This is a genomic window from Flavobacterium amnicola, assembly GCF_004122165.1.
Lineage (GTDB): Bacteria > Bacteroidota > Bacteroidia > Flavobacteriales > Flavobacteriaceae > Flavobacterium > Flavobacterium amnicola.
In genome coordinates this window covers 1-23,171 of the sequence record NZ_SBKO01000005.1, presented here as the reverse complement: position 1 = coordinate 23,171, position 23,171 = coordinate 1, and the positions used below count along the sequence as shown (strand labels likewise).

The 23,171-nt window shown below is 33.3% G+C and carries 25 protein-coding genes and 2 tRNA genes; 14 read left to right on the top strand and 13 right to left on the bottom strand.

The features are described 5' to 3' along the window. Window positions 1-3 precede the first annotated feature (3 nt). Window positions 4-1,464, bottom strand: coding sequence for an aminoacyl-histidine dipeptidase (locus EQG63_RS10590; protein WP_129436350.1), 1,461 nt, complete (start codon window positions 1,462-1,464; stop codon window positions 4-6). Window positions 1,465-1,568: 104 nt separating this feature from the next. On the opposite strand from EQG63_RS10590, the gene EQG63_RS10585 reads away from it, so the two are divergent. Further along, window positions 1,569-2,810 carry a serine hydrolase domain-containing protein gene (locus EQG63_RS10585; RefSeq protein ID WP_129436349.1) on the top strand — a complete coding sequence of 414 codons (1,242 nt, stop codon included), beginning with the start codon at window positions 1,569-1,571 and terminating at the stop codon, window positions 2,808-2,810. 13 nt (window positions 2,811-2,823) lie between these two features. Next, window positions 2,824-3,876, top strand: coding sequence for a DUF3810 domain-containing protein (locus EQG63_RS10580; RefSeq protein ID WP_129436348.1), 1,053 nt, complete (start codon window positions 2,824-2,826; stop codon window positions 3,874-3,876). 109 nt (window positions 3,877-3,985) lie between these two features. Here EQG63_RS10580 and EQG63_RS10575 read toward each other — a convergent pair whose 3' ends face one another. Both EQG63_RS10575 and EQG63_RS10570 read right to left on the bottom strand, forming a co-directional pair. Further along, entirely contained in the window at window positions 3,986-4,354 is a 369-nt protein-coding gene (locus tag EQG63_RS10575) for a cupin domain-containing protein (protein WP_129436347.1), read from the bottom strand. A 246-nt stretch (window positions 4,355-4,600) separates the two neighbouring features. Next, complete coding sequence (locus tag EQG63_RS10570) at window positions 4,601-5,905, bottom strand: NAD(P)/FAD-dependent oxidoreductase (RefSeq protein WP_129436346.1); 1,305 nt, start codon at window positions 5,903-5,905, stop codon at window positions 4,601-4,603. A gap of 116 nt (window positions 5,906-6,021) precedes the next feature. On the opposite strand from EQG63_RS10570, the gene EQG63_RS10565 reads away from it, so the two are divergent. The 5 genes from EQG63_RS10565 to EQG63_RS10550 all read left to right on the top strand — a co-directional run bounded on the left by EQG63_RS10565 (window position 6,022) and on the right by EQG63_RS10550 (window position 9,109). Then, window positions 6,022-6,516, top strand: a complete 495-nt coding sequence (locus EQG63_RS10565) for an RNA polymerase sigma factor (RefSeq protein ID WP_129436345.1) — start codon at window positions 6,022-6,024, stop codon at window positions 6,514-6,516. Window positions 6,517-6,530: 14 nt separating this feature from the next. Further along, the gene (locus EQG63_RS10560; protein WP_129436344.1) at window positions 6,531-7,169 is read left to right on the top strand and encodes a hypothetical protein; all 639 of its coding nucleotides are present in this window, start codon (window positions 6,531-6,533) and stop codon (window positions 7,167-7,169) included. 64 nt (window positions 7,170-7,233) lie between these two features. Then, window positions 7,234-7,365 carry a hypothetical protein gene (locus EQG63_RS12390; RefSeq protein ID WP_262707801.1) on the top strand — a complete coding sequence of 44 codons (132 nt, stop codon included), beginning with the start codon at window positions 7,234-7,236 and terminating at the stop codon, window positions 7,363-7,365. A gap of 21 nt (window positions 7,366-7,386) precedes the next feature. Further along, entirely contained in the window at window positions 7,387-8,244 is an 858-nt protein-coding gene (locus tag EQG63_RS10555) for a HEAT repeat domain-containing protein (RefSeq protein WP_129436343.1), read from the top strand. After that, window positions 8,228-9,109 (top strand): hypothetical protein, encoded by an 882-nt coding sequence (locus tag EQG63_RS10550; RefSeq protein WP_129436342.1) that lies wholly within the window; start codon window positions 8,228-8,230, stop codon window positions 9,107-9,109. Before EQG63_RS10555 ends, EQG63_RS10550 begins: the two co-directional genes overlap by 17 nt. Before the next feature lie 38 nt (window positions 9,110-9,147). On the opposite strand, the gene EQG63_RS10545 is transcribed toward EQG63_RS10550, so the two are convergent. Both EQG63_RS10545 and EQG63_RS10540 read right to left on the bottom strand, forming a co-directional pair. Next, a complete protein-coding gene (locus EQG63_RS10545; protein ID WP_129436341.1) occupies window positions 9,148-9,963 on the bottom strand; it encodes a lysophospholipid acyltransferase family protein in 816 nt (271 codons plus the stop codon). A gap of 38 nt (window positions 9,964-10,001) precedes the next feature. Next, entirely contained in the window at window positions 10,002-10,640 is a 639-nt protein-coding gene (locus EQG63_RS10540) for an NUDIX hydrolase (RefSeq protein WP_129436340.1), read from the bottom strand. A 102-nt stretch (window positions 10,641-10,742) separates the two neighbouring features. On the opposite strand from EQG63_RS10540, the gene EQG63_RS10535 reads away from it, so the two are divergent. The 4 genes from EQG63_RS10535 to EQG63_RS10520 all read left to right on the top strand — a co-directional run bounded on the left by EQG63_RS10535 (window position 10,743) and on the right by EQG63_RS10520 (window position 13,456). Further along, window positions 10,743-11,198, top strand: coding sequence for a DUF4268 domain-containing protein (locus tag EQG63_RS10535; protein ID WP_129436339.1), 456 nt, complete (start codon window positions 10,743-10,745; stop codon window positions 11,196-11,198). Between the two features lie 267 nt (window positions 11,199-11,465). Beyond that, a complete protein-coding gene (locus tag EQG63_RS10530) occupies window positions 11,466-12,374 on the top strand; it encodes an alpha/beta fold hydrolase (RefSeq protein WP_129436338.1) in 909 nt (302 codons plus the stop codon). A gap of 7 nt (window positions 12,375-12,381) precedes the next feature. Continuing rightward, window positions 12,382-12,876: an RNA polymerase sigma factor gene (locus EQG63_RS10525; RefSeq protein WP_129436337.1), complete on the top strand. Its 495-nt coding sequence runs from the start codon at window positions 12,382-12,384 to the stop codon at window positions 12,874-12,876. Next, window positions 12,863-13,456: a hypothetical protein gene (locus EQG63_RS10520; protein ID WP_129436336.1), complete on the top strand. Its 594-nt coding sequence runs from the start codon at window positions 12,863-12,865 to the stop codon at window positions 13,454-13,456. Before EQG63_RS10525 ends, EQG63_RS10520 begins: the two co-directional genes overlap by 14 nt. 33 nt (window positions 13,457-13,489) lie before the next feature. Here EQG63_RS10520 and EQG63_RS10515 read toward each other — a convergent pair. The 3 genes from EQG63_RS10515 to EQG63_RS10505 all read right to left on the bottom strand — a co-directional run bounded on the left by EQG63_RS10515 (window position 13,490) and on the right by EQG63_RS10505 (window position 14,971). Then, a tRNA-Val gene (locus EQG63_RS10515) sits at window positions 13,490-13,564 on the bottom strand. Window positions 13,565-13,598: 34 nt separating this feature from the next. After that, window positions 13,599-13,673, bottom strand: a tRNA-Val gene (locus EQG63_RS10510). Window positions 13,674-13,756: 83 nt separating this feature from the next. Continuing rightward, window positions 13,757-14,971, bottom strand: coding sequence for a bifunctional folylpolyglutamate synthase/dihydrofolate synthase (locus tag EQG63_RS10505; RefSeq protein ID WP_129436335.1), 1,215 nt, complete (start codon window positions 14,969-14,971; stop codon window positions 13,757-13,759). Between the two features lie 133 nt (window positions 14,972-15,104). On the opposite strand from EQG63_RS10505, the gene EQG63_RS10500 reads away from it, so the two are divergent. Next, a complete protein-coding gene (locus tag EQG63_RS10500) occupies window positions 15,105-15,818 on the top strand; it encodes a MotA/TolQ/ExbB proton channel family protein (protein ID WP_129436334.1) in 714 nt (237 codons plus the stop codon). Further along, window positions 15,799-16,197, top strand: a complete 399-nt coding sequence (locus tag EQG63_RS10495) for an ExbD/TolR family protein (RefSeq protein ID WP_129436333.1) — start codon at window positions 15,799-15,801, stop codon at window positions 16,195-16,197. Before EQG63_RS10500 ends, EQG63_RS10495 begins: the two co-directional genes overlap by 20 nt. An 83-nt stretch (window positions 16,198-16,280) precedes the next feature. On the opposite strand, the gene EQG63_RS10490 is transcribed toward EQG63_RS10495, so the two are convergent. The 4 genes from EQG63_RS10490 to EQG63_RS10475 form a co-directional block, all read right to left on the bottom strand. After that, entirely contained in the window at window positions 16,281-17,195 is a 915-nt protein-coding gene (locus EQG63_RS10490; RefSeq protein ID WP_129436332.1) for an energy transducer TonB, read from the bottom strand. Window positions 17,196-17,267: 72 nt separating this feature from the next. Further along, a complete protein-coding gene (locus EQG63_RS10485; RefSeq protein ID WP_129436331.1) occupies window positions 17,268-18,494 on the bottom strand; it encodes a Glu/Leu/Phe/Val dehydrogenase dimerization domain-containing protein in 1,227 nt (408 codons plus the stop codon). Between the two features lie 101 nt (window positions 18,495-18,595). After that, complete coding sequence (locus EQG63_RS10480) at window positions 18,596-19,180, bottom strand: chalcone isomerase family protein (protein ID WP_129436330.1); 585 nt, start codon at window positions 19,178-19,180, stop codon at window positions 18,596-18,598. 75 nt (window positions 19,181-19,255) lie between these two features. Beyond that, complete coding sequence (locus tag EQG63_RS10475; protein ID WP_129436329.1) at window positions 19,256-20,323, bottom strand: anhydro-N-acetylmuramic acid kinase; 1,068 nt, start codon at window positions 20,321-20,323, stop codon at window positions 19,256-19,258. A gap of 88 nt (window positions 20,324-20,411) precedes the next feature. Between EQG63_RS10475 and EQG63_RS10470 the strand changes: the two genes are divergently transcribed. Continuing rightward, window positions 20,412-21,551 carry an acyl-CoA dehydrogenase gene (locus EQG63_RS10470; protein WP_129436328.1) on the top strand — a complete coding sequence of 380 codons (1,140 nt, stop codon included), beginning with the start codon at window positions 20,412-20,414 and terminating at the stop codon, window positions 21,549-21,551. Between the two features lie 67 nt (window positions 21,552-21,618). Here the strand turns inward: EQG63_RS10470 and EQG63_RS12250 are convergent. Continuing rightward, a partial coding sequence (locus tag EQG63_RS12250) for a T9SS type A sorting domain-containing protein (protein ID WP_164974500.1) occupies window positions 21,619-23,171 on the bottom strand: 1,553 nt, incomplete at its 5' end.

The window sequence follows — 23,171 nt, the reverse complement described above, 5'->3', positions numbered from 1 at the left end:
GTATTATTTCGTTGGAATGTTTCCTAATATTTCTAATAAGAACTTCCAGAATTTTTGAGACGATTTAATTGAAGCTCTTTCGTCTGGACTATGCGCTCCATGAATGGTTGGACCAAAAGAAATCATATCCATTCCCGGATAATTTGTTCCTAAAATTCCGCATTCTAAACCTGCGTGACAAGCCACAACGTTTGGTTTTGCTCCATTTTGCTTTTCGTAGATATTAACCAAAACATCTAAGATTTCCGAATTAACATTTGGTGTCCAACCTGGATAACTTCCACCAAATTCAACTTCACATCCAAATAATTCATAGGCCGAACGCAAGGCATTCGCTAAATCAAATTTTGAGCTTTCAACCGAAGAACGGGTTAAATTCTGAATCGAAATTTCACCATCTTTTACAATTACTCTTGCAATATTATTTGAAGTTTCAACCAAGTCTTCCATATCAGCGCTCATTCGGTACACTCCGTTATGGGCAGCATAAAGGGATCTTAACAATCCTTCTTGTACACCTAAATCCATTACATTGGCTGGCAAATCTGATTTTTCAATCAAAATTTCCAATTTAGGTTCCGTTGTTTTGAATTCTGTTTTGATATCATTGATTACCTCTTGCATGTCGAACACATAGGCTTCATCATACATTTCGGCAATAATAACTTTCGCAACGCTTTCACGCGGAATTGCATTACGCAAACTACCTCCTGAAATTTCGGCAATTTGCAAACCAAAATTTTCAAATCCGTCAAATAACAAACGGTTCATGATTTTGTTAGCATTCCCTAATCCTTTGTGAATGTCCATTCCGGAGTGTCCTCCTTTTAATCCTTTCACAGTAATAGTATAGCCTACAGAACCTTCTGGTGTTTCTTCCACGTTATACCCACGAGTAGCTGTTACATCTACTCCACCGGCACAACCGATATCAATTTCATCGTCTTCTTCGGTATCTAAATTCAAAAGAATTTGTCCTTGCAAAATCCCTCCTTTTAAATTCAACGCCCCTGTCATTCCTGTTTCTTCATCAATCGTAAACAAGGCTTCAATAGCAGGATGTGCAATATCTTTACTCTCAAGAATAGCCATAATCGCAGCTACTCCAAGTCCATTATCCGCACCTAATGTCGTTCCTTTAGCACGAACCCAGTCACCATCGACATACATGTCAATCCCTTGTTTATCAAAGTCAAAAACAGTATCATTATTTTTTTGATGTACCATATCCAAATGCCCTTGCATTACGATAGGCTTACGATTTTCCATCCCTGGTGTGGCTGGTTTTCGGATAATTACGTTGCGTATTTCATCTTCAAAAGTTTCCAATCCTAAACTGGTTCCGAAGTTTTTCATGAATTCGATAACTCGCTCTTCTTTTTTAGACGGACGAGGCACTGCGTTTAAATCGGCAAATTTGTTCCAAAGTGCTTTGGGTTCCAAATTTCTTATTTCTTGGCTCATTATTGTTAGTTTTATTTTTCAGAAGTCCAAAGTTACAAAGTTTGGAGTATAAAAGGATTAGTTTGTTTTTAAAAATAATCTATATTTGATTAAAAAGGTATCCCATGAGATTTTTAATCATGTTGTTTTTTTGTAGTCCATTCCTAGCTCAAAATATGGAGACAAGTCTTGAACATATTTGCAAGGAAAATCAATTAATGGGACTAGCGGTTTACACTTTTTCTAGTACAACTGAGAAAGTATATGCTGTTGGCTATCGAAATGAAGCTCAAAAATTACCCATTACTCCCGAAACTAAATTCAGAATTGCTTCTATTTCTAAAGCATTTACCGCTTTGGGATTGATGAAATTGTATGATAAAAAAATGTTTCAATTGGATGATGCTATCTCTGACTATCTGAATTTCAAAGTTGAAAATCCTAACTTCCCTGGTGTTCCTATTACTTTTAGAATGTTGCTGAGTCATACATCCTCAATTCAAGATGGTGCGGGTTATGATGCTTTTTTAGCGTCTACCTACAATGAAACTCCTAGTCCTAGTGTAAGCAGTGTAATTACTCCAACAGGCAAAAGTTTCACATCCGATATGTTTATGAACTATAAACCGGGTACTTATTTTACCTATTGTAATTTTAATTATGGACTGATTGGAACTTTGATAGAAAAAATAAGTAAGCAGCGTTTCGATATTTATATGAAAAACGAAATACTAAATCCATTAGGTATTACAGCAACATTTAATCTGCAAGATATTGAAGATATTCAAACAATCGGAACGATATATCGATTTGATGAAAAGGGTTGGCTTCCCAATAAAGATGATTTCAAAGGAATAAAACCTTCACCAAGTGATTTAAATAATTATAAAGTTGGAAATAATGCTGTTTTTTTTGCACCTCAAGGCGGATTAAGAGCTTCAGCATTAGATATTGGAAAATTCATAAAGTATCTAAAAAATGAAGGGAAGACAGCTAAAATACTTTCAAAAAAAACGATTCAATTGATGAAAAAAAATCAGTGGACTTTCACTGGAAATAATGGAGATCATTATAATGGATTTTTCAAGCAATATGGATTAGGATTACATCAAACGAATTTGAATACTTCCGATTTAATCTATGATCCTGATTTTTTTGGAAATTTTATCGGGCATGCTGGAGATGCTTATGGATTAATTAGTGATGCATATTTTTCTGAAAAACAAAATTTTGGTTTTGTAGTTATTACAAATGGTTGCTTAATTCCGTTTGAAAAAGGTAAAAACAGTTCCTTTTATAAATTTGAAGAAGAAATTTTTAAATTGGTTTGTGAGGATTTTATCAAAAAAACAAGTAAAGTTAAATAGGGCAATTAAAAAAATGAAAACAAAAAACATAGTAATTTTGTTATTGGTTGTTCAAATTATTGGATTACAACTATTGACTTTTTTTCCAGAATTTGTGGAAAACAATTACAGTAATGGCTTATATGTATACCTCTCAAAATTTTCGAGAATACTTTTAGGGTGGATTCCTTTTTCTGTTGGGGATATTTTTTACGGTTTATTAATCATTTGGGGTATTAGATGGTTTTTTATACATCAAAAAACCCATTGGAAGTCAAAAGTAGCATCTATTATAAGTTTAGTTTCGGTGGTCTATTTTTTATTTCATTTGTTATGGGCTTTTAATTACTATCGATTGCCATTGTTTGAAAAAATGAATATTAAAAGAGAATATACCGATGAGCAATTAATACAATTCACTCAAAAATTAATTGCAAAAACTAACACTATCCATTTTACAATCACAAAAAACAGTAGCAAACCAGTTCAATCGCCTTATGATGTAAATAAAATATTTGAAAAAGTAGAAAATGGATATCAAAAACTAGCTTTACAACACCCCTTTTTCACATACTCTAATCCGAGTATAAAGAAATCATTATTCAGTTATCCTCTAACCTATATGGGCTTTGGAGGCTATTTGAATCCGTTTACCAATGAGGCGCAAGTCAATAGTTTGCCTCCAAAATATAATTTACCTGCTACCACTTGTCACGAAATGGCGCATCAAATGGGATTTGCCAGTGAAAGCGAATGCAATTTTATTGGTTTTTTAGCTTCGACACAAAATGAAGATTTACATTTTAAATATGCGGGTTATACCTATGCATTACGCTATTGTTTGGCAAATATTGCAACCAAAGACGAAGCGAAATTCAATCAACTACTCAAAACTATACATCCTGGCATTTTGACTAATTTTCAAGAAAGTGAAGATTTTTGGATGAGTCACAGAAGTTTTATCGACAAAGGTTTTGAAATATTTTATGATCATTTTTTAAAAATGAATCAACAAAAGGATGGTATGGAGAGCTATAGTAAGTTCGTCGATTTGTTGGTGAATTATTATGATAAAAGGGAATTGTAAGAGTTGAGAAAAAAGAGAAAAGAGAAAAGAGAAAAGAGAAAAGATACAAGGAAAAAGTTCTATAGTTACTAAACTTATCCCTTTTGCCTTATCCCTTATCCCTATAAATTTATTTAATTTCAGTTACGATTACCGTAAAAGGTTTTTTACCCACATTAGTAGTTTTGTGTGTGACTGCTTCAGACCAACCTACTTGTCCTGATTTTAATTCGACTACAACGGTTTCTTTATCTTTTATTTCCGTTTTCATTTTAACATTTGTCACAGCATATACTGAATACTGTGGGTGAGAATGCCAATCTGCAACAGCTCCTGGTGCAAAAGTTACTTCTGCAACACTCACTTTTTCGTTATCTGTCAAAACTTTTTTTGTGACTCCAGGCCACGACTCCATTTTTGTTTGTCCATTCATATTATGCACATTAATAAATAGCATAATAGCAACGAATGAGAATTTCATCAACATTGAGTTTTTCATTTTTTTTTAAATTAAATTCTTGCCTACTCTTTTGGTTTTCGGCTTCCTTTTCGATAAGGACAATCTTTCATTTGTTTGAAGTTTACATGAACCTCAAACCCATGTGTACCGTCAAGTAATTGGGTAAAAGTTGAAAGGAATTTAGCGTAAATTTTAACTTATTTAGCCAGCTTAAAGTTACAAAAAAAAAAATCATGATATAACTATAAATCATGATTTTATAAAGCTTTCCATAGGTTCTGTTAGTTAAATCTCATCGCTGGTAAACGTGGTAAAACTTTTCTTTTTGTATGGACGTATAATTAAACGCCCTTCTCGATCAAAACGAATGTAGTTATAGACCCAATTCAGGAATACGACTGCTTTATTTTTGAATCCGATTAAAGAAAATAAATGCACAAACATCCAAACAAACCAAGCAAAAACGCCACTAAAATGATATTTGGGTAAATCGACAACTGCTTTATTACGACCAATAGTAGCCATAGACCCTTTATCATTATACAAAAAGGGTTTCATAGGCTGATTTTGAATAAGATGCACCAAATTTTCTCCGAGTAAAGCGCCTTGCTGTAAAGCCGGTTGTGCCATCATGGGATGTCCTTGCGGATTGGCGTCGCTTTCCATAGCGGCAATATCTCCGATGGCAAAAATATTATCATATCCTTTTACCTGATTGAATTCATTTACGCGAATGCGTTCAACACGCTCAATTAGGGCTTCAGAAGATAATCCCTGAATGGCAGCGCCTTGAACCCCTGCTGTCCAAATAACAGTTGCTGATTCAAAAGTTAGCTCTGAATTGGTAGTTACCGTTCTTCCATCATAATTAGTCACACGCACATTCTTCCAAATTTTTACTCCTAGACTTTCAAGAAATGCCTCCGATGCTTTAGAAGATTTCTCACTCATTGTGTTTAAAATTCGGTCGCCGCTTTGGATTAAGTTGATTTCCATTTTACGTATATCCAAATCAGGATAATCTTTTTGCAGAATTGCTTTTTTCATTTCGGCCAAAGCACCTGCCAACTCTACTCCTGTTGGACCTGCGCCCACTAAAACAAAATTAATCAGTGCATTTTTATCAGCAGCATCTTTAGTGAGAACGGCTTGTTCGAAATTTTCCAAAATCAAACTTCTAATATTCAACGATTGCGGAATCGTTTTCATCGACATCGAATTGCGTTCGATTTCTTTATTTCCAAAATAATTGGTTTTAGAACCTGTAGCAATTACTAAATAATCATAATGTAAATCACCAATTTCAGAAATAATTTTTTGATTATCGGCATCAATTTCTTTAACGGAAGTCAATCGAAAATAAAAATCGGGACAATCTTGCATTACTTTTCGAATCGGGTAGGCAATAGAACCTGCTTCTAATCCACCTGTTGCCACTTGATACAATAACGGCTGAAACGTATGATAATTATGCTTGTCTAAAAGTACTACTTGAAGGTTTTTATTCTTAAGTTTTTTAGCCAAAGAAATTCCGGCAAAACCGCCACCTATAATTACGACTCTTTTTTTAGAAGATTGGGGAATGTTCATTGAATTAATTTTTCAGATTCCCAAAGTTACAAAAGAGTTCAGGAGTTTAAAGGTTTAGAAGAATAGATTTTTACTTTATTTGTAACAAATTCGGCCAAAATACTACTAATTTCTATATGAGTACCACGCTAGAGCAATCCTTTGTTACGCAACTAAAAGAAAATCAGAACATTGTTCATAAGATTTGTCGGCTATATACTCAAAATGAGGACGAACACAATGATTTGTTTCAGGAAATAACCATTCAGCTTTGGAAAGCCTTTCCTAAGTTTAGAGGCGAATCAAAATTTTCAACTTGGGCTTATAGAGTGGCTCTTAATACTGCTATTACTTTATATCGAAAATCAACCAAATCAGTCAATACAATTGAATTTGAAACTGGTAGGCATTTTGTTTTGCAGGAAGAATACAACTATGAGGAAGAAGAACACATCAAACTATTATACAAAGCAGTTCAGCAATTAAATGACATTGAAAAAGCCTTGGTCTTCATGTATTTGGAAGATAAAGATTATACTGAAATTGCCGAAACATTGGGTATTAGTGAAGTTAATGCCCGTGTGAAAATGAATAGAATTAAAACAAAACTGAAACAAATTATTAATCCGTAACGATAAAGGAGAAAATGGAAGAGTTGGATTTATTAAAAAAAACTTGGAATAAAAGCGATAATTATCCGAATGTTTCGGAAGAAAAAATCTATGGCATGTTGCACAAGAATTCTTCTTCGGCGATAAAATGGATATTTATTATTAGTGTAATAGAAATTTTATTCTGGACTGGATTGAGCTTTATTTTTAGCGACGACACTAAGTATACCGATTTATTGGAAGCCTATCATCTAAAAATAATAATTGAAACGTTTACCTACGTAAATTACCTTATCATCGTCTATTTTATTATAAAATTTTATAGAAATTACAAAAAAATAAGCACCTCAGACAGTGTTAAAGGCATGTTAGCCAGTATTTTAAATTCCCGTAATACGGTTAAATACTATTTTTGGTATAATTTAAGTATGATTATCGTTATTTACTTCATTTTCATGATTTCACAAATTACGCATGATCAAAAAATCCAACAAATATTGCACGACTCTGTAGAGAATAGTAATATGCGTTTTGTGTTTTTAATTGGGGTTTATTTAACTATTTTGATTTTTATTATAGGCGTTTTCATCTTGTTATATTATATTATGTATGGCCTCCTATTAAAGCGTTTGAAGAAAAATTTTAACGAATTAAAAAAAATTGATTTTAAATAAATAAAAAAGTAAGATTATTCTTATATTTTATTTATTTTTGACTAAATCTAAATAAACAAACTTTATGAGAAATTTAAAATTAGTGGATTTACAGAATCCTGTAACTTCAAATCTGAGTGATGCCACATCAACTACAGTTATCGTAGCCGTAGGAGTATATGTTGGAACAAGTATAGCAACTTGGCTAGCAGATTAAATTTTAACTTGTAATCAAACTGTGAAGTTAACCTTCACAGTTTTTTTTTATATGGACTATAAATCGTTTTTACACAAACTAGAAGGACTGGATAATGCAGAAATCTGTCATAATTTATCTCAACTTTCTTCAACTTTCTCAATAACAAATTTTTTAAATTACCATTTAAAAAATTTAACCAAATTGGATTATTATTTTCCAATTGATTCTTCCTCAACACGCTACAAAATTGACAATACAAGCTATTTCGAATTATCTTTAATTATACTAGACAATGCTGGTCGAAAGAATCCAAAAAAATTGTATTCTAATAATTCTGATGTTTTTTTCTGTCCTCTATTTTCTGATCAAAACAATAACAGCTACAGCATCTATTCGCAGAAAAAAAGCTGTCAGCCAAATATTTTATTAAAAGACTCGAAATTAGAAATAATTGAATCCAACATTTTAAAATCAAACGTCACCATTTTTATTGAAAAATTTTATAATCTTATACGATTTGAAAATAACAGCCCTGTATATTTTCTAAGTTTAACCAAGTTAATTGATTATGAGAATTTCATTTGGGAATATGACACAAACACCTTAGCACCTATTAGGCTCATTTCTACAGATCAAAATGATAACCGTCTTATTTCTACACTAAAAATTTTATCCGAAATTGGAAATCAAGATTCTTTAGATTTTATTCATAACACATTGCAATCAAACGAAAACCATTCAATTCGATGGGAAGCATTGAAAGCGCTAATCAATTTGGATTATGATTCGGGAATTATTCAGTTAAAAAAAATGCTGTTAGACTCGCATCCTGAAATTCAAAAAGCAGCAAAAGAATCTCTAAAACTATTAAACTCCGAAAATGCCAATACTATTTAACGATACCAGTAATAAAAGCCTAGAATTAAAAGAATTTATTGAAATCGCTAATTCTAAAATTGAATTTGACAATATTGATTCCCTTTTGAGTATCAAAGATGAACTATTAATGTTAGGCAATAATCGAAATTTCTTTATCAATTATTTGAATGAAGAATTAAAAGACAATCTATCCGGATTCCAATCAGAGAATAGTTACAACGAACAAAGTTTTTTATTATACAATACAGATGATTATTACATAAGAGCAACGTATTGGCCGATGCTATCTGAAAACAGTATCATTAAAAATTCTCAAAATCAAGTATTTTCGTATAATTATGCACATGATCATAATTTTGCATTATTAACTACGGGATATAAAGGAGAAGGATATTGGACAAAAATTTGGCAATACGATTACAATAAAACCATTGGATATGTGGGAGAAGATGTTCAACTGGATTTTTCTATTCACACAAACCTTTGTGAAAAAAGAGCAATCTTTTATGAACCATCAAAAGACATTCATATTCAGTTACCTCCTACTACTGAAGATTCATTAGCCATAAATGTGATCCTAAAATCGTATAATCAATTCAACATGAAACAATATGAATTTGATATTCCAAACCAAAAAATAAGCGGGCTTATCAAAGGGTCTACCGAATCTAAATTTGGAATAATAGATTTGGCTTCAAAATTTGGAGACGATGAAACAAAAAATTTCTTGATGGAACTTTCCAAAAAACATTGTATCCCACATATAAGACAAGAATCAATAATAGCCTTACACAAATTAGAGAATACTAAGAATCATCTTGAAATGGGATTACAGGACAACGATAAATCGGTTCGAAAATATTTTGAATTGTTACTACCATAAAAACAATTCAAAATAGTTCCTAAAAATTTATTGCTGTTTTACAATTTCCACAAACGCATTTTGTTCAATTCTTCCAGTTCTTCAATTTCTTCAACTGAAAGTACTTTTAAAAAAGAAGGATGTTGTTCAATCGCGTATTCAATTTTTTCTACAATTTCTTCAATTGTTTCATTTTCATAGTCAATTTGAAGGGGCTCTTTTACAGTAAAGGACTGAAGTATACCTTTCTTTTTTAATCGCAATCCTTTTTTATCAAACGAGCGACGAAATCCATCAATCACAATAGGAACTACAATAGGTTTGTGCTGTTTTATGATATGAGCAGTCCCTTTTCTCACCGGTTTAAATGATTTGGTTGTTCCTTGCGGAAATGTAATGACCCAACCATCTTCTAAGGCAATTTTGATGTTTTCGGTGTCATTAAAGTTAACTTCTTTTTGTTCGCTTTTATCCAAATCTTTCCCTCCTGCTCTCCAAGTTCTTTCTACTGTTATAGCGCCAACATAGGCTAAAATTCTGGGTAATAAACCAGATTGCATGGTCTCTTTGGCTGCAACATAGTAAATATTTAGTTTAGGATCCCATAAATAACCAATGTTTTTGATATTATCAGCACGACCTTTTAAACTGGCATTAAAGACATGAAACATCGCGACTACATCGGCAAAATAGGTTTGATGGTTGGAAATAAACAATACATTCGTATCGGGTAAATCGCGTATAATTTCGGAACCATCCACTTGTAATGCATTAAAACCGCGATAACGACGATGGGTTAAAGCACCGAAAATTCGGATTAACCAGCGTTTGATAAATAAAATATGACCAAAAGGATTTCTTTTAAATAAACCCATAATTTTTTTTGATTTGAGTCTGCGAATTTACAAAAAAATTATAAGACTCTTTTTATAACATCTTTCAATTCACTCATCATCATGGCGGTGGCGCCCCAAACCAAATGATTTCCAATTTGAAAAGCAGGTACTGAAATATCAGTAGCGTAAGATGTAGACATCTCAACATTTACAATTATACTTTCATCAAGAAACTGCAACAAAGGTAATTCTATCAATCCTGAAACTTCGTCTGGACTCAATGTAAAAGTCAATTCTTCTCTAGAAAAACCCAAAAAAGGAGAAACCAAATAATTACTCGGCGGGATATACACTTCTGTAAAAGCCCTAATTACTGATACTTTATCTTTTTCCACACCTATTTCTTCATGCGTTTCTCTTAAGGCCGTTTGTGATAAATCGGCGTCATACAATTCGACTTTACCACCTGGAAAAGCGATTTGAGAAGCATGAATTCCTGGGTACGAATTTCGTACGATTAAAGCCAAATGTGTAATATTACTTTTAGGATATAAAAGCATCAAGACGGCTGCTTTTTTCGGAACTACGTTGGCTAGATTTTGGCGTTCCAAAAATTCTATACGTTCGGGCGGCACCATTTTTGCATGTGCTGTCGTCGCTGGAAGCATTTCATTTGCTATCTTTGGAACATATTTTAAAAAATCAGAAAAGTCCATTTTGCCAAGTTTTAACAATAGTAATCCTATTGATTCTTACAAATCAATCTTATAAATTTAGGACATTTTTTTTGATATACCAATTTTAAGTCATTCAAATCCATGTATAGTAAAGAAGAAAGCATCAGAATAAAAAAGGAATTTTGGACACAATTCGCGGAAGCTTATCCACGAAAATGGTTATTATACAATACTAAAATTAAAGATGTAAGCTTCAAGTTTTTTGTAGATAATAAAAAAGCGCAAGTCCTTTTAGATATTGAACCCAAAGACGAAGAAAAAAGAAAAATTTATTTTGAAAAAGTCGAATCTTTAAAAACTATTTTACTTGAAGACTATTTACCAGAAGCCATTTTCGAAAGAAATTACTACTTAGAATCTGGTAAAATTATCAGTAGAATATGGGTGGAAACTGACGGAATTAGCATTAACAACAAAGCCACTTGGAATACTATTTTTGATTTTTTCAACGAACATATGGATGCTTTTGAACGCTTCTTCTATGAAAATGAAGATTATATAAAAGATTTAGAAGTTAACACAAAAATTCAATCTTAATTGTTTGTTCCGATTCAAATCAAGCTTTGATTTATCATCTATACTGTAAAATGTATACAGAGGAATATTTTACACTTTCTTTCCTTCCGTGATGCTACTTTCTACAAGAATTTACATGCATTAACTTGTCATTTTCTAAAAAAATATATTTTAAGTTATTGTTTTTCAATACTTTAAAAGTTTTAATTAAAAAATTTTATTTTTTTTGTAACAATTGATTTCGGTTTGTATCAAAAGAGAAAATAAACAAACTAAAAAATAATAATTATGAAATCAATGATTCACACAAACGAAACAAACAATTCTAGAAGCTTTAGTAAAAAAGTCATCATTTTAGTAGTCGCAATTCTTGCATTTGTAAATGTATTTGCACAAAATCAACACTCTTTTGAAGTAACTGTAATTGGCAAAGGAAAACCGGTATTATTAATTCCGGGATATTCTTGTAGTGGAGACGTTTGGAAAGAAACCGTAGCACATTTAAAAAACAAATACGAACTTCATGTAATTACTATTGCAGGATTTGGAGGCGTAAAACCTATTGAAAATGAGGAAATACTTAAAACCGTTCACAATGACATCATTCAATATGTAAACGATAAGAAATTAAAAAAACCAATGATTATAGGTCACAGTCTTGGTGCATTCATGACTCTTTGGTTACAAAGCAGCCAGCCAAAAATGTTTGGAAAAAGTATTTGTGTTGATGGACTTCCATTTGTTTCTGCGGTAGGAAAACCTGAAATCACTGCTGAAATTACTAAAAACAATCCGCAATTTAACAAACAAGCAGTAATCAAAAATTTTGAATCATTACCTTCTGAGGGTTATGTGAAAAATATGACCAAAGCCATGTTGTATCAGGTAAATGATAGTGTTCGTGCCAAACAAATTGCTGAATGGAGTTTTAAAAGTGATCGCAAAACTTTAGGTAGCACGATAGTAGAAATGTCGACAACCGATTTAAGACAAGAAATTTCAAAAATTGAAGCGCCTATTTTGATTTTAGCCAGCCTTTGGGGAACCAAAGAAGCCAGTGAAAAAGAGTACGGAATTCAATATGTACAGCTAAAAAACAAAACCATCAAAGTAGCCGAAGCAAAACATTTCATCATGTATGATCAACCAGAATGGTTTTATAACGAAATTGATTTATTTTTAAACTCAAAATCATAAACAAATAGTGAGTTCAATAGAAAATCAATTTAAAGACATTTATTCCACTTATTCTCAAAAAGTCCATCGGTTGTGTTTGGGGTACACCGGTGACAGTATGCAGGCGGATGATTTACTGCAAGAAGTATTCATAAAAGTTTGGGAAAATTTAGAAAAATTCAGAGGCGAATCGCAAGTCAGCACTTGGTTATACCGAATTACTGTTAATACGTGCCTTTTGTACATCAGAAATGCTAAAAAAACGACTAAAGTAGATATTGAAAAAACTGTTTTAAAAATAAGTGAAGATACTGATGAAAAGGAAAATCAAATTCAGCTTTTATACAAATGTATTAGCGAATTACCTGAATCCGACCGACTCATCATTACACTTTTATTAGAAGAAGTTCCTTATGCTGAAATTGCATCGATTACCGATATTTCAGAAGGAAATCTAAGAGTAAAAATTCACCGAATCAAACAACAACTTAGCACTATTTATTCGAAATATGAAAGAATTTAATAACCTTCAGGAAATCTGGAAACAACAGCAACAAACAACGCTTCCTGATGTTTCTCAAATCATCACGAAAGCAAAAAAAGACCGAACACAATATTCTAATAAAGTGTTTTTTCAAATTGCCACTCTCGTTTTAGTATTACCCGTTTTATTTTGGGTAGGCTCAACAATTAATTTTAAAATGTCAACAACTTATATTGGATTATTGTTAATGGCTTTATGCGTTACAGCTTTTTCTTTGGTACGATTATCACAAATGATCACGTTGCGAAAAATAGATTTGACTCAAAAACCATCCCTAACTTTAAACCAACTTGAAAAATATTATGCTTTTCAACAAATAGTAAGCACCAAAATTAGTCTTGCTTATTTTATAGTTTTAAATATAGCATTTGTCTTTTATTTTATTGAAGTAATGCAACCTATGTCAACTGGTCTTAAAGCATTTGTATTATTTCTTTATGTCGGTTGGATGCTCTTTGCGTATTTCTATTTAGGTAAAAAACAAAAACAAAAAGAATACGATAGGATACAAGAGATGATTGATGCCATTAAACAAATGGAAGATCAATATGAGAAATAAAAAAAGCACTTCAAATGAAGTGCTTTTTTTATGTGGGCGATGAGGGGTTCGAACCCCCGACCCCCTCGGTGTAAACGAGGTGCTCTGAACCAGCTGAGCTAATCGCCCGAAATTATTTTAAATGTCTTCGAGAAACATTTTGTGGGCGATGAGGGGTTCGAACCCCCGACCCCCTCGGTGTAAACGAGGTGCTCTGAACCAGCTGAGCTAATCGCCCAATAAACAAGAAGAATATCTTCCGTTATTGTGGGTGCAAATATAGAACAGTTTTTCATATCTGCAAACAATAATTGAAAAAAATTACACAATTTCTGCCACTACAAAAGTACTTCCACCGATATAAATGAAATCGTTTGGATGGGCCTTTTTTAGTGCCTTTTCATAAGCTTCTGATACCGAATCAAATACTTCTCCAATTAAATTATATTCTGCTGCTTTTGCTTTTAAAATTGCTGCTGCTAAACCTCGAGGAACATTGGGTTTACAAAAATAATATTTCGCATTTTTTGGAAATAAAGGTAAAATATCTTCCAAATCTTTATCATTCACTACTCCTAAAACAAAGTGTAATTGTTCAAATTTTTCTTTTTGAATTTGATTCAGCACAATTTTTAATCCGTGACTGTTATGCGCCGTGTCACAAATTGTTTTCGGGTTCGCATTAATTTGTTGCCATCTTCCCAACAAACCGGTATTTTTAACAACCTTTAACAATCCGTTTGTCAAATCAGATTCTGAAATCGTAAAATAGTTTCGCAACACTTCAATAGTTTGCACCACCGTTTTTTTATTGTGAAATTGATAATCGCCCAGTAAAGCAGAGTCATATTCTTTGGATATCAAATCGGAGGCAAAATAAATTTCTGCATTACATTCCGAAGCTTTTGCCAAAAACACTTCTTTTGTTTCTGGAGTATATTCACCAATAACGACAGGAATGTTCGGCTTTATAATTCCTGCTTTTTCCGATGCAATTGACGTTAAAGTAGTACCAAGGAACTGTGTATGATCGAAACCAATATTAGTAATCACCGAAACCAAAGGAGTAATAATATTTGTAGAATCTAACCTTCCACCCATACCGACTTCAATAATGGCTAGATCTACTTGTTCTTTGGCAAAATAATCAAAGGCCAATCCCACTGTCATTTCGAAAAAACTCAAACTGTTTGATTCAAAAAAAGACTTGTTAATTTCAATAAAATCGACCACAAAATCTTCTGAAATCATTTCGCCATTGATTTTAATTCGTTCTCTAAAATCCTTTAAATGCGGCGAAGTATACAAACCCACTTTATAACCTGCCTCTTGAAGCACCGAAGCTATCATTGAGGAAGTTGAACCTTTCCCGTTGGTTCCCGCGATGTGAACCGATTGAAATTTTTGTTCTGGATGCTGCAAATGATTGGCTAATAAAACCGTGTTGTTCAAATCGGCTTTATAAGCAGAAGCCCCTTGTAATTGATACATAGGCAACTGCGCAAACATCCAGTTAATTGTTTCCTGATAGGTCATTTGGAATAATAATTGCTATTTACATCATTGCTATAAAATAAAAGAATCATTTTTTAGTTTAATACCTTAGAGACTTTTATCTTTATTGCAAAATTGAGATTATTTTTAAAATAAATTACAACGAATTTAGTTTATGATTGGATTTTTATTACAAGCGCAAAACGACACTATTGCTCAGGCATCCGGAGCCGTGATTGAAAACATTGGAAAAGAAAATGAAATTTCGGTATTGGAATTTATCTTCAAAGGAGGGTTTTTCTTAATTCCGATTGCTTTATTATTGTTTTACACCATTTACATTATTATAGAACGGTACATCTACATTAAAAAAGCGACCAAACACGATCCGCACTTATTGAAAGACATTCGTACACATTTGAACAACGGAAGTATCGATTTAGCTATTACAGCTGCCGAAAGAGATGGAGCTGCATCAGCCAATGTGATTAAAGAAGGAATTCAAACGATTGGAAGACCAATTGCTGAGATCGAATCGAATATGGAAAAAGTAGCCAATATTGAAATTGGTGAAATGGAGAAAAAATTAGCTATTTTGGGATTAGTTGCCGGTATTGCACCTACTTTAGGATTTATTGGAACGATCTCTGGGGTAATCAAGATTTTTTACAGCATTTCGGTGACAGAAAACATCAGTATCGGAAATATTTCTGGAGGTTTATACGAAAAAATGATTAGTAGTGGCGCTGGACTTATTGTAGGTATTGTAGCCTACTCTGGTTATCACTTGTATAACAGTATGATTGACAATTATTCGTTAAACATGCAAAGACACGTATTAGAGTTTGTTAATATAATTCAGAGACCAAATGCCGATAAAACGAAATAAACGATTTGAAGCCGAAGTCGCCACCAGTTCTTTGAGCGACATCATGTTCTTCTTGCTATTGTTCTTTTTAATTATCTCGACTTTAGCCAATCCGAACGTGATTAAAATGACTTTGCCAAAGGCTAAAAACAATGAAAAAACCAATAAACAACTAATTAGTTTATCGGTTACCGAAGAAAAACGCTTTTACTTAGACAAGCAAGAAGTTACTTTTGATAAATTGGAAGCTGAATTACTTGCAAAAATTGGAGATAATAAAGAACAAGCCGTTGTAGTTCGTATTCCGTATAACTTACAAGTACAGGATTTAGTTGACGTACTACAAATTGGAGTAAGGAATAATTTAAAATTTGTGATTGCTACGAGTGCTTCGAAGTAAAATTTTAAATGAATAAAAAAACGTCCCAAATAATTTGGGACGTTTTCATTTATATCTATTTCAGATATTTAAATTCTTTTAATCTAATTCAAACTAAAACTATAAATAATTTTTCCGACTTGTCGTTCTGGAGCATCGGCACTGGCTTGCCATTTGGTATTCAATGCTGCTAATTTTGCTTGTTGTAGCAAACACGAAGCGGTATTTGTTGTTCCTTTAACACCCGCAACAGCATTAATCGTTTTACCAGTTTGATCTACAGTAACTTCTACCACAACTTTACCTTCTTCGTTACAGGTATAATTCGGTTGTGGTTTAGAGAGTGCCTTTCTATTACCTAAGGAATAACCAACTACGCCTCCACTTCCACTTCCTGAACCACCACCTGATCCTGAACCCGAACCACTTCCTGTTCCTGTTCCGTTACCCGTACCAGTTCCGCCTCCGGCTCCACCTCCAGAACCACCACTGCCGTAGTAATCATTAGAACCCAGACTTCCGTTAGTTTTTCCTTTGTTTCCAGAACGCGAATCGTCTCCGTCGCCCCCTTTTTTGGAGCCTCCTAAAATACTTGACAAGGCATCATTCGTGTTTTTATTGACTTTCGGTTTGGTCTCTGCGACCGGCTTCGGATCAATTTTAACTTTTGGCTTGGTAACTTTAACGGGATTAATTTTCTTCGGTATATTTACGGCTTCATTAGCTTCCGCATCACCCGAAATAATATCTTCCTCAGGTTCGGATGCTGCCGCCACATTTTTAACGGTTTTTACATCCAATTCTTCGCTTTGAAAATCTTTTCCAGAGCCAAAATCACTATTCCCGAAATTGATAGTTACACCACCACCTCCTCCACCTCCTGCGAGAAGTGCTTCATTCATATTGGAAGGTGGCCAAAAACGTATAAAAAACAAAATCAGCAAAAACAAAGTGTAAATCACTACAGTTAATAGTAACGATTTTCTCTTTTCTTTTGCTGATAAATCTAATGTTTGCATAATTCTTTTGTTGTCTAACAATAGTAACGAAAATACTATTTATTTGTTATGTTACAGAAGAAAAATCAATAATTATACCAATTGTTTTAATGCAATTTCAAATGCTCTGGCGCTGATGTTTTTCTTGTCTTCACCTAATGCATGAGTTTTTTCAATTGCTTTTTTGATAATATCTGAAGTATCGTTGAAGATGGCTTCGTCAGTCATTTGCACTTTTTTCTCCATAAAATATGCAAAAACACGCGCCATTCCGCAGTTTGAAATAAAATCTGGAATCAAACTCACTTTGCTATCTACTTCTTCCATAATCGGTCCGAAGAAAATTTCTTTATCGGCAAACGGAACATTCGCACCACAAGAAATCACTTCCAATCCAGCAGCAGCCATACTATCGACTTGCGCTTTAGTCACTAATCTTGACGCGGCACACGGTGCAAATACTTCTGCTCCAATAGCCCAAATTTTAGCGTTGATTTCTTCAAAAGGAATCATTTTATCAGAAACCAATTTGTTTCCGTCTTTATTTAAGAATAGGGTTCTAATTTCTTCAAAAGAGAATCCGTCTTCATTAATCACTCCACCATCTCTATCAATAATTCCAACCACTTTTGCACCCATTTCGGCTAAATAAAAAGCAGCTGCAGAACCTACGTTTCCGAAACCTTGTACAATGGCTTTTTTACCCACTACACTTCCGCCGTAAATATCATAATAATGACGAACTGCTTGTGCTACACCATAACCGGTAATCATATCGGCAACCGTGTATTTTTTGTTGATATCAGGAGAGAATGTTGTGTTCTCGATTACTTTTACAACCCCTTGACGTAATTGACCAATTCGGTTAATTTTATCGGCTTCGGTTGGCTTGAAATGTCCGTTGAAAACGCCTTCTTGTGGGTGCCAAACACCACACTCTTCGGTCATAGGAATTACTTCGTGAATTTCATCCACATTTAAATCGCCACCAGTACCGTAATAACTTTTTAATAAAGGAGAAACGGCTTTGTACCAACGTTGTAATACTCCTTTTTTTCTAGGATCAGCTGGATCAAAATTGATTCCCGATTTAGCACCACCAATGGCAGGACCAGAAACTGAAAATTTAACCTCCATAGTTTTAGCCAACGACAATACTTCATTCATGTCTAATCCCTTACGCATACGTGTACCACCACCGGCAGCACCACCTCGTAATGAATTAATAACGGTCCATCCTTCTGCTTCCGTTTCTGGATCTTTCCAGTTAAAAACTACTTCTGGTTCTTTATCTTCGAATTTCTTTAAAAGGTCTTTCATGGTATGTTAATTGTGTTAAGCTTATAAAAAAGTTGTGCAAATTTAACAAATCGAAATCTGTAATTTGCACAACTAACAATAAAATATTTTTATTTAGAATATTATTTTATAATTCCAAGTAAATCATTTTTCAAATCTTTGTCGACTGGATTCTCAGACAACCATATTCCTAAAAAGGCTTTTTTGAAGTCTAAACCAGCGATTTTTCCAACAAATTTTTCATTTTTCACAATCCAAATAGAAGTATCTGACGGATTATAAATTAAATTAAAAACATCGCCTTTTTTGGTTATATCACCATTTACAAGTGCTTCTAATTGTTTGGCTTCATTTTGAATTTTCATCATACCTTCATCTCCAACTGATTTTTCCAAACCAACATACAAGGCCTTTGATAATTTTTTAGAAGAAACTAAAGAAGAAAGAATTTCTATTCTAATTCCCATTGGCGTCTCACTATCCATAATAAAGTTAGGATCTTGGCTCAATGTTGTTAAATATAGTGCCTGTACATAGACATCCACCCAAGCTTTTGAACGCACACCAAAACCGTTAAGTTCTAATTTTTGACCTTCAAAAGTAATAGTTCTTGGAACCGTAACTCCTTCCACTTCAAATTGAGATTGTGCATTAACCGAAAAGACTTGTACTAAAAAGAGTAGCACAATGATTACATTTTTTTTCATTTTTTAATAAATTTAGGGTTTGCAAAAGTACTACAAATACACCTATTTTTCATCAACTCTAATGTGAATTTTTTGTTAAGAATCAAACAACACTCCAGAGCAATGATCTTGTTTAGAACCAGTTACACTAGACAACACATTGATTTCATTTCTTAGTTTTAAAACGCCCAATAGAGCAAAAATTAAGGCCTCTTTAAATTCGATAGTTTTCGCATTCGGAATAACAATTTGCATCTCAGGAAGATAATTCTTCATTTGCGCAATTAAAAAATCATTGTAAGCTCCACCACCAGTAATCAAGAGTTTTCCATTTTTTAATGGTAATGCGTTTGCGATTTGAAACGCAATATGCTCGGTAAAAGTTCTCAATTTATCTTCAATGGATAATTCATATTTTTCGATAATAGGAAGTACTATTGTTTTAACAAATTCAAATCCGAGTGACTTTGGATATTTTTTTTGATAGAAATCTAACGCATTCAATTCAGCTAACAAATCTTCTGAAGTGATACCGGACTTGGCAATAGTTCCTTTATTATCATATTGTAATCCAATTGTATTGGCATAAAAATTTAAAACGGTATTAACAGGCGAAATATCAAAAGCGATACGTTTTCCATTTTCTTCAAAAGAAACATTAGAAAATCCTCCCAGATTTAAACAATAGTCAAATTCTGAAAATAAAATTCGGTCGCCAATTGGCACTAACGGCGCACCTTGACCTCCTAATTGCACATCTTGTACTCTAAAATCACAAATTATTTTTTGGTTGACAATTTTTGCTATTTCAGGAAGGTTCCCAATTTGGAGAGTAAATCCGTTTTGAGGTTGGTGTAAAATTGTATGACCGTGACTGCAAACAGCATCAAGGTTTTTCAAATTAAATTTTTGAATAAAATTTGTAATTATTTCCCCTAAAACTTCGGTGTAATCGTTATTGAGTTGTAGTAATTCTTCTTCTGAAAAATCAACGGCTATTTTCAATCTATTTACCCATTGATTCGTATACGGAATGGTTTCACTTTCCAAAATTTCATACTTCCATTTTCCATCTGAAATTGAAAAAATAATATGTGCTAAATCGACTCCATCAAGGGAAGTCCCCGACATTACACCTACAACGTTGTAATTCTGTTTATTCATGTTTCAAAAATACTCAATCTTCTTGAAAAATTGGTATAAATACTTATCTTTGAAAACTTTTAAAATTACAAACAAAACACAAAATACGATGGACTTTAATTTAAGCGAAGAGCAATTAATGATTCAACAAGCAGCAAGAGATTTTGCTCAAACTGAATTATTACCTGGAGTTATTGAAAGAGATGAGCATTCAAAATTCCCGACAGAACAAGTTAAAAAAATGGCCGAATTGGGCTTTTTAGGAATGATGGTTGATCCGAAATACGGAGGAGCTGGATTAGATAGTGTTTCGTATGTTTTGGCAATGGAAGAAATTGCAAAAGTTGACGCTTCTGCTGCAGTAATTATGTCAGTTAATAACTCATTAGTTTGTGCTGGTTTAGAAAAATATGGTTCTGAAGAACAAAAAGTAAAGTATTTAACGCCGCTTGCAAAAGGAGACGTTATTGGTGCTTTCTGTTTGTCTGAGCCAGAAGCTGGTTCTGATGCCACTTCGCAAAGAACTACAGCCATTGACATGGGTGATCATTATTTAGTAAACGGGACTAAAAACTGGATTACCAATGGAGGAACCGCTTCAACTTATTTAGTTATTGCACAAACGGACGCTTCAAAAGGACATAAAGGAATCAATGTTCTTATTATGGAAAAAGGAATGCCGGGTTTTGAAGTAGGTCCGAAAGAAAAGAAAATGGGAATTCGTGGTTCAGATACACATACTTTATTATTTAATGATGTAAAAGTTCCAAAAGAAAATAGAATTGGTGCTGATGGTTTCGGTTTTGCTTTCGCTATGTCAACTTTAAACGGTGGACGTATTGGAATTGCTTCTCAAGCTTTAGGTATTGCTCAAGGTTCATATGAGTTAGCATTAAAATATGCGCAAGAGCGTGTAGCATTTGGAAAACCAATTTTTCAACATCAAGCGATAGCTTTTAAATTAGCAGATATGCACGTTAAAACTACTGCTGCAAGATTGTTAGTTCATAAAGCTGCTGCTGAAAAAGATCAAGGATTAGATATTGCTCATTCTGGAGCTATGGCAAAATTATATGCATCTGAAATTGCTTTAGAGGTAGCTAATGATGCCGTTCAAATTCATGGAGGAAACGGTTATGTAAGTGAATATCATGTAGAAAGAATGATGCGTGATTCTAAGATTACTCAAATTTACGAAGGAACTTCAGAAATTCAACGTATTGTAATTTCAAGAGGATTAGTAAAATAATTTCCTTTGTAGTATATATTATAAAAGGCACGCAATGCGTGCCTTTTTATTTTAGATTAAACTTTTTTTATTTTTCAGAAATAACTTTTTTGATGCTTACACCTTTTTCGGTTATCACTTTTACAAAGAACATTTGACCTTCGCCTCTATTGAATTTTGGTCGAATTGACAATTCTTTATTCAAATATGGGTTTGTATCATTTTCACTTTGTAACAAGGTTCCTTTAGTGTCAAATATTTGAATTTTTACGTCTGAAGGATAATCAAAATCATATTTCAACGTAAAGACATCTTTAAATGGCACTGGATACACAGTGAAAATAGGTTCATTTGTTCTATAAGTATCTAGAATATCAACATTTGGTTTAATGATTATAATTACAAGTGGTACTTGAATTCTACAACCGTCAAATCCTCTATTAATATTATCAACCGCATCATTAATCAATGGATGATTCAAATTACCTATATTTTCACCACCTAATGCTCTATTTGCCAATTTAAATAAATTAGCAACTGTGGCACCACCAACATAATTAGCATTTAAATATGCAATTATATTAGGGTGAATTTTAAACTCTTTATAAGTATTTGGAATAGGCTCATCGCTACCACAATTTACATCTGATGTTGCGAATTTTGGTTCTAAAACAAAACTTCCTAAAGTGTTATCTACAGATAAATTAAAGAACATTGTCATGGTTTGGCTCAATAAGTTATTATTGATTTTACCAGAATTACTTCCGCTTGCTGTTAATGGATCACCATCAGACCAAGTCGAATACGTATCAAAAGTAGCAAAACCTACTAACGCTCTTGGAGTTCCACCACCTGGTAACATTGTAAATACATTATTTGCTGCAATGGTAGGATTTCCATATACATCACTTGCTTTTAATGTAAAATAATTACCTACTGGTTTACTACCAAAATTATAAGCTCCACCTGCTTCATTAATAGCATTTACCATAATTTGATAATCGGTTGTTGGATTACCATTAATATCACAAGCAGCACCATTATAATCACCATAATAACCTTGAGTATAAGTACAATGTGGTTTTACACAATCCGGTACCATAAATGTTGCTGTACAGGATTTTACTTCACATTTATCTGTAACTTCATAAGTTATTGATAAGGTATTTCCTGGCAAAGGCAATTGATAACCCGATAAATCTGTAGCAGTTGGACTACAACCTCCAGAGAAACTAAAACCAGAAATCCATAAATCAAATACTTGTTGTGGATTTTGACTGCAAGTAAGTTCTATACTGTCTGGGCAATTAATAACAAGTGCATCTGGAGCAATTACAGTAAAGGTAGCTGAATCACTTCCGCCAGCATAACATCTGTCGGTTACGTTATAAGTCAGTTGGATTGAGCCTCCACAAATATTTGGCATTGTAGTTGGACCCGTAAAACCGCCTTGTGGATTACATCCACCGCTAACACCAAAACTTCCTAACCAAGCTGCATACGCCGCATTGATGTCCGCTTCACTTGCACAGGCTGAGATGCTTGCATCTTGAACATTGCTCACCACAACAGCTGGCGCTGGAGTAATGGTAAAGGTAGCTGAATCGCTTCCGCCAGCATAACATCTGTCGGTTACGTTAT

What these genes read in the sequence shown, in the direction of transcription:
- EQG63_RS10590 (WP_129436350.1), bottom strand. Translation starts at nt 1,464, where the DNA reads ATGAGCCAAGAAATAAGAAATTTGGAACCCAAAGCACTTTGGAACAAA.
- EQG63_RS10585 (WP_129436349.1), top strand. Translation starts at nt 1,569, where the DNA reads ATGAGATTTTTAATCATGTTGTTTTTTTGTAGTCCATTCCTAGCTCAA.
- EQG63_RS10580 (WP_129436348.1), top strand. Translation starts at nt 2,824, where the DNA reads ATGAAAACAAAAAACATAGTAATTTTGTTATTGGTTGTTCAAATTATT.
- EQG63_RS10575 (WP_129436347.1), bottom strand. Translation starts at nt 4,354, where the DNA reads ATGAAAAACTCAATGTTGATGAAATTCTCATTCGTTGCTATTATGCTA.
- EQG63_RS10570 (WP_129436346.1), bottom strand. Translation starts at nt 5,905, where the DNA reads ATGAACATTCCCCAATCTTCTAAAAAAAGAGTCGTAATTATAGGTGGC.
- EQG63_RS10565 (WP_129436345.1), top strand. Translation starts at nt 6,022, where the DNA reads ATGAGTACCACGCTAGAGCAATCCTTTGTTACGCAACTAAAAGAAAAT.
- EQG63_RS10560 (WP_129436344.1), top strand. Translation starts at nt 6,531, where the DNA reads ATGGAAGAGTTGGATTTATTAAAAAAAACTTGGAATAAAAGCGATAAT.
- EQG63_RS12390 (WP_262707801.1), top strand. Translation starts at nt 7,234, where the DNA reads ATGAGAAATTTAAAATTAGTGGATTTACAGAATCCTGTAACTTCAAAT.
- EQG63_RS10550 (WP_129436342.1), top strand. Translation starts at nt 8,228, where the DNA reads ATGCCAATACTATTTAACGATACCAGTAATAAAAGCCTAGAATTAAAA.
- EQG63_RS10545 (WP_129436341.1), bottom strand. Translation starts at nt 9,963, where the DNA reads ATGGGTTTATTTAAAAGAAATCCTTTTGGTCATATTTTATTTATCAAA.
- EQG63_RS10540 (WP_129436340.1), bottom strand. Translation starts at nt 10,640, where the DNA reads ATGGACTTTTCTGATTTTTTAAAATATGTTCCAAAGATAGCAAATGAA.
- EQG63_RS10535 (WP_129436339.1), top strand. Translation starts at nt 10,743, where the DNA reads ATGTATAGTAAAGAAGAAAGCATCAGAATAAAAAAGGAATTTTGGACA.
- EQG63_RS10530 (WP_129436338.1), top strand. Translation starts at nt 11,466, where the DNA reads ATGAAATCAATGATTCACACAAACGAAACAAACAATTCTAGAAGCTTT.
- EQG63_RS10520 (WP_129436336.1), top strand. Translation starts at nt 12,863, where the DNA reads ATGAAAGAATTTAATAACCTTCAGGAAATCTGGAAACAACAGCAACAA.
- EQG63_RS10505 (WP_129436335.1), bottom strand. Translation starts at nt 14,971, where the DNA reads ATGACCTATCAGGAAACAATTAACTGGATGTTTGCGCAGTTGCCTATG.
- EQG63_RS10500 (WP_129436334.1), top strand. Translation starts at nt 15,105, where the DNA reads ATGATTGGATTTTTATTACAAGCGCAAAACGACACTATTGCTCAGGCA.
- EQG63_RS10495 (WP_129436333.1), top strand. Translation starts at nt 15,799, where the DNA reads ATGCCGATAAAACGAAATAAACGATTTGAAGCCGAAGTCGCCACCAGT.
- EQG63_RS10490 (WP_129436332.1), bottom strand. Translation starts at nt 17,195, where the DNA reads ATGCAAACATTAGATTTATCAGCAAAAGAAAAGAGAAAATCGTTACTA.
- EQG63_RS10485 (WP_129436331.1), bottom strand. Translation starts at nt 18,494, where the DNA reads ATGAAAGACCTTTTAAAGAAATTCGAAGATAAAGAACCAGAAGTAGTT.
- EQG63_RS10480 (WP_129436330.1), bottom strand. Translation starts at nt 19,180, where the DNA reads ATGAAAAAAAATGTAATCATTGTGCTACTCTTTTTAGTACAAGTCTTT.
- EQG63_RS10475 (WP_129436329.1), bottom strand. Translation starts at nt 20,323, where the DNA reads ATGAATAAACAGAATTACAACGTTGTAGGTGTAATGTCGGGGACTTCC.
- EQG63_RS10470 (WP_129436328.1), top strand. Translation starts at nt 20,412, where the DNA reads ATGGACTTTAATTTAAGCGAAGAGCAATTAATGATTCAACAAGCAGCA.